The sequence below is a fragment of the Acetobacter sp. AAB5 genome, assembly GCF_050106715.1.
Classification (GTDB): Bacteria; Pseudomonadota; Alphaproteobacteria; order Acetobacterales; family Acetobacteraceae; genus Acetobacter; species Acetobacter oryzifermentans.
Map to the genome: position 1 here is coordinate 1 of NZ_JBNIEW010000029.1, position 5214 is coordinate 5214.

The window sequence follows — 5214 nt, forward strand, 5'->3', positions numbered from 1 at the left end:
CCTGTGCGGATGTGTCTCTTATACCGAAACAGAAAGTATCTGTAAGGGAACGGAAGAAGGTATTCTTCTGCATATAGATGGCTCATATGCAGGCTATCCACATTCTGTTTTACGGCATGCAGTCTTGCAGAGTGTTGCCTGTCCTGTAGGAGAAACAGAACTTCAGGCATTTCACGCCATTGCTGTGCCACCACCACATATGCGGGTGTCTATCAAGCGTCCGGCCGGGCAGGGGCGGTTGGGATCGCTTTCCGTCACATTATTTTCGCAAGGGCGTTTTGTGATTGGTGAACGCATGGCCTTGACGTCTTTTTCACGCACCCAGTCACCTTCATCCATAAAAGGCGACATCAACTTGGCAACGGTCAATCTATGGAATGACCTCGCCTCCCGAATTACGCATAACAAGCCGATTATTCCGTAGGAGGCTGCGTGTAACCTCATGCGTGAAATCCTGCTGTTAAGTATTGTGACATTTTCATTCGGCATATTTTCCGCAAATGCCCAGAACATGCCAGAAAAAATAGATTTTCATAGAGCCGTTAATATGGCCTGGGCGGTTGATCCTGTGCGCACTGAATTGCAGGTTGGCCATCATTCTGCAAAGGCGCGCAGCAGTGCGGCAGGGTCATGGTTTGCTGGCGGCCCAACTCTGTCCGGTGAATATATGGATGACCATGCAATCGGCAGTAATGAAGGGTACACCACCTATCAGGGAGGGGTGTCCGTACCGCTCTGGTTACCAGGGCAGGGAAGTGCCACACGTCAGGTTGCAAGTGCTGAAGCCGCATCTCTGGATGAGCAGCTAAATGTTGAATACCTGTCGCTTTCCATAAGGGTATTGGATGGGGCAGCCAAAGCACAGATTGCGCAGGAACGTTTAAAGGCGGCACATCAACTGTATGAGTATGCAAGCAGGATAAACAGTTTGATTGCCCATTCTGCGCATGTGGGTGAATCTTCATCTTCGGAAAGCCAGATAGCACAGTCAGAAATGGAAAATGCCCGTAATGAACAGGCATTGGCGCAAGAATATCTGGAAAATTCTCAGGCTGAACTGGAAGTTTTATTTGCCCAGCCAGTTGAGGTTGATCTTTCTCATGGTGCAGATATGGCACATGTGCGGTTTGTGGAACCGCGTGATATGGAAGACAATGATCCGCGCGTAAAAGCCGCACACAAAAATGTAGAAGCTGCACAAGCTAATATGAAGCTTGCCCGCCGCTCTTTTATGCCCAATCCAGAACTGGGTATCGATGTGATTCATGAAAAACAGTATGGCAGCCCATGGGATGACCGGGTTGGTGTCAACTTCAGCATCCCACTACCAAGCGAGGCCCGGAATACACCGATTATGTCTGAGGCCAGCAACAGGCTTGCTTCTGCCAATAGTCAGGAAATACAGGCCCGGCGCATGGTACATCTGGAAATATCCCGTGTGCGGGCTCGGCTGATGGCCGCCACAGCTGCCCGGCAGACCACCCGTATAGCCGCGGCAAATATGCAAAAGCGTGCAGCGGCAGAAGAGCATGCCTGGCGGGTGGGAGAGGCAACGCTCGAAACTGTCATGCAGGCAGAACAGGCTGCCTGCAATGCGCAATTTGCCAACGCTCGAGCAGAGGTGGAGTGGCATGTCGCAACGCTGCGTATGATGATTGCCATGGGGATTACACCATGAAAGGACGCATCCTTGCGTATTTCGCTGTGTGTTTTTGTATGTCACCTCTCGCCAATGCGGAAGATCAGATACTCCCTTCGGTTGTCGCGCTAGATATGGCAGCGATAAAAAATGAAGGTATTACAGTGACCTTTGCCAAATCCGGTAAGGTTTCTCGCATTCTGCCAGTTATCAGCCGGGTTATGCCCGATACCACGCGGCTTGTGTATATTCATCCAGCCGGAAGCGGCAAAGTGCTGGACGTTTTGGTGCAGCCAGGTGCTTCGGTCCGTAAAGGACAGGTCCTGTTGCGCTATCAGGATCATTCTCTCCATGGTGCACGGCTTCAAGCCATTCAGATGCGTGCCGCGTTAACAGCTGCCATTGCCAGTAGAAATGATGCCGCAGCCGCAGTGCAGCGCGCAAAACAACTGGTTGGTCAAACTCTTTCATTGGCAGAGCTGCGCCGCAGGCAGGATATTCTGGCGCAGGCAGATGCAACCATGCGTGCCCGACAGGCAGATGTGGATACATTGGGTCATCGGTTTAATGAGGAGTTCAATTCATCTTCTGAACAAAGCAGCCGAAAACAGCAGGATGAGGTATCAACCCTGATCTCTCCGGTTGATGGTGTGGTGCAAACGCTGGGCACATCTGTCGCCGCAGACCTAACGCCAACTACAAACGTGGCAAGCGTAGCGGATCTGTCTGACGTGTGGATTGTTTCGGATATTACGCCGGAACAAGCAGCATGTCTTCAACCTGGAGGCCTACAGACCACAGAGACCAACGATGGTGCCATCACATCCCGGATTGATACAGTGGATGGCATGGCCAACCCGCAAACAGGGTTGGTGCGTGTTATCAGCCGTGTTTCCAACCCAACTGGTGTGTTGGTTCCAGGCATGGTGCTGGATGCCAGCCTGACGGAGCGTGACAGTGTAACGGGAATGGTCGTGCCGTCAGATGCCATTCAGAAAATTGATGTCCATAACGTCGTATTTGTGCAGATAGATAAAACGCATTACCGGCCTGTGGTGGTGGATGTGGTCTTGGATAATGGCATGCATGCGGTTGTAAGCTCAGGCTTGAAAGAGGGTGAGGCAGTGGTCAGCCACGGCAGTTTTGCCCTGAAATCAATCATCGGGCTGGCCGGAATGGACGCAGACTGATGGCCCGTAAATACCTGGAAGCTTTGCTGCGGGCCCGCATGCTGGTGCTGGGTGGATTGGCTCTGATATTGGCGGCAGGTATGATGGCAGTGCTGGAACTGCCAGTGGAGGCTGTGCCTGATATTTCCCCAAAACAGGTTCTTGTATCCGTTGTGGCTCCAGGCCTTGCGACCGAGGAAGTGGAAAAACTGATCACCTTTCCGGTTGAAGCCAGTATGACCGGTATTCCCGGTCTCACAGATCTGCGCTCTGTTTCCCGTGGTGGGGTTTCGGTTGTTTATGTGCAGTTTGCTGATGACACGGATATCAATCTTGACCGCACGCGTGTGAATGAGCGCATCCAGCAGGCGCGGGGTTCCATATCTGTGCCGGGTATCACCGTAAGCATGGGGCCGCTTGCAACGGGCATGGGTGAAATCATGCAGTTCCAGATCAAGGGAGCAGGGCGCTCACTTATGGAACTCAACCGGATCATGAACTGGACGGTAGTCCCGCAGATGCGGCTTGTGCCGGGTGTTGTGGATGTAAACGTCAATGGTGGCGCGGAAGAAACCTATGAGGTTGCACTGGATCCTGCCCGGCTGATTGCCAGCAACCTTTCAGTGAGTGAGGTTTATCGCGCAGTGGATGCAAACAATGCGGCATCAGGCGGTGGGTGGATCACCCATCATGCCGAACAGCAAAGTGTTGTCGGGCGTGGGTTGATCAGCAGCCTTGCGGATTTTGGCAACATTGCCGTACGCGCCAATGCCGATGGCTCCATCATACGTTTGCGAGATCTTGGGCACATTACAACTGGCGCACGCACACGCCTTGGCGCTGTTACCCGTGATGGGCAGGGTGAAATTGTAATTGGCGTGGTGATGATGGAAAGTGGCGCAAGTTCCAACGCCACATTGACTGCCATCAATCGTGCCTTGCCAAGCATAAGGCAATCCTTACCAACGGGTGTTACGCTGGAGCCCTATTACACCCGCGCCACATTAACCGGGCAAACAATCGCGACCGTGCGCGATAACCTGCTGATGGGTGCCGTGCTGGTGATAGCGGTGCTTGTGGTTGTGATGGGAAGCTGGCAGGCCGCTCTGGTGATTGCCTCCGTTATTCCAGTAGCTCTTGTCTGCGCCATGGCCGGCATGCGGTATTTTGGCATTTCAGCCAATTTGCTTAGCCTTGGCGCAATTGATTTTGGCATGATTGTTGATGGCTCATTGGTAGTTATTGAGCATATTCTTTCAAGGCGGGAGGAGGAGCCGGAAGCCGCGTTTATGCCGCTGGTTGTCTCATCCGTTCAGCAGGTCATGCGGCCTGTGGGCTTCGCCATACTGGTCATTATTATGGTCTATCTGCCTATTCTGACCCTGCAGGGCATTGAAGGGCATATGTTCCGGCCTATGGCGCAAACGGTTATCATGGCGCTTCTAGCTTCGCTGGCTTACTGCTTCATCTGTATTCCCGTAATTGCGGCTCTGGCTTTGGCACGTGTGCGGCCAAAAGGAGATACATGGCTGATTGCTCGCCTGCGTGCTCCATATGTACATCTGACAGAGTGGGGAGAAGCACATCCGCGGCTTCTGTTTGGGGGCACACTGGCCGTTCTGGTGTTATCGGCAGGTCTTGCAACATGTCTAGGTGGGGAGTTCATTCCCCAGCTTGATGAAGGAGCTTTGGCTGTTACCACCACACGTCTGCCTTCAGCATCTCTGGAGACAGTGCTTGCATCGGTGACAAGACAGGAACAGATTCTGCGGGGTTTTCCTGAAGTCAAAACGGTTGTCAGCAATACAGGCACATCCGCCATTCCCACAGACCCGATGGGTGTGAATGAAACGGATAGCTTCATTCTTCTCAATCCGCCATCAACATGGAAAACCGCGCGTACGCAGGCTGGGTTGGTGGCTGCAATGGATGAGACATTGCGGCGAGAATTGCCAGATGCGCTGTATTCCTGGAGCCAGCCGGTGCAAATGCGCATGGATGATCTGCTCTCTGGCGTAAGAACACAGATTGCGGTTTCGATTTTTGGTGATGATCTGGCAACACTCGCCACTCTGGGAGGCAAGGTTGTAGCGGCTATCTCAAGTGTAAAAGGTGCCGCAGATGTGGCAGCGGCGGGTGATGGCAGTGTACCGCTGGTTGTGGTGGACATTGAGCGCGCACAGGCTGCCAGCCGCAACGTGGCAGTACAGGATATTCTGGATACGGTGGAAGCCATAGGGGGGCATATTGGTGCACGACCTGTTATTGTTGGCAATGCCATTATCAGCACCCAGGTGCGCCTGAACGGCCGCCATATGGCTTCAGCGACAGCTATTGCTGCCTTGCCTGTCCGGCGTATGGATGGGCAGGGGAATGTCATGCTTTCACAAGTGGCGCATGTGCATG

The 5214-nt window shown here is 53.1% G+C and carries 4 protein-coding genes; all 4 read left to right on the forward strand.

Features of this window, described 5'->3' with window-relative positions; translation table 11 throughout:
• Position 1 precedes the first annotated feature (1 nt).
• The gene (locus ACP7IZ_RS13320; RefSeq protein WP_426849639.1) at positions 2–424 is read left to right on the forward strand and encodes a hypothetical protein; all 423 of its coding nucleotides are present in this window, start codon (positions 2–4) and stop codon (positions 422–424) included.
• 18 nt (positions 425–442) lie between these two features.
• Positions 443–1678, forward strand: a complete 1236-nt coding sequence (locus ACP7IZ_RS13325) for a TolC family protein (RefSeq protein ID WP_006115452.1) — start codon at positions 443–445, stop codon at positions 1676–1678.
• Positions 1675–2829: an efflux RND transporter periplasmic adaptor subunit gene (locus tag ACP7IZ_RS13330; RefSeq protein WP_039891523.1), complete on the forward strand. Its 1155-nt coding sequence runs from the start codon at positions 1675–1677 to the stop codon at positions 2827–2829. The genes ACP7IZ_RS13325 and ACP7IZ_RS13330 overlap by 4 nt, the downstream gene beginning before the upstream one ends.
• Positions 2829–5214: efflux RND transporter permease subunit (locus ACP7IZ_RS13335; RefSeq protein WP_426849642.1), on the forward strand; the 2386-nt coding region annotated here is incomplete at its 3' end. The genes ACP7IZ_RS13330 and ACP7IZ_RS13335, both read left to right, overlap by 1 nt.

Excerpts from the sequence above, each read along its gene's own strand:
- ACP7IZ_RS13325 (WP_006115452.1), top strand. The coding sequence starts at position 443 with ATGCGTGAAATCCTGCTGTTAAGTATTGTGACATTTTCATTCGGCATA.
- ACP7IZ_RS13330 (WP_039891523.1), top strand. The coding sequence starts at position 1,675 with ATGAAAGGACGCATCCTTGCGTATTTCGCTGTGTGTTTTTGTATGTCA.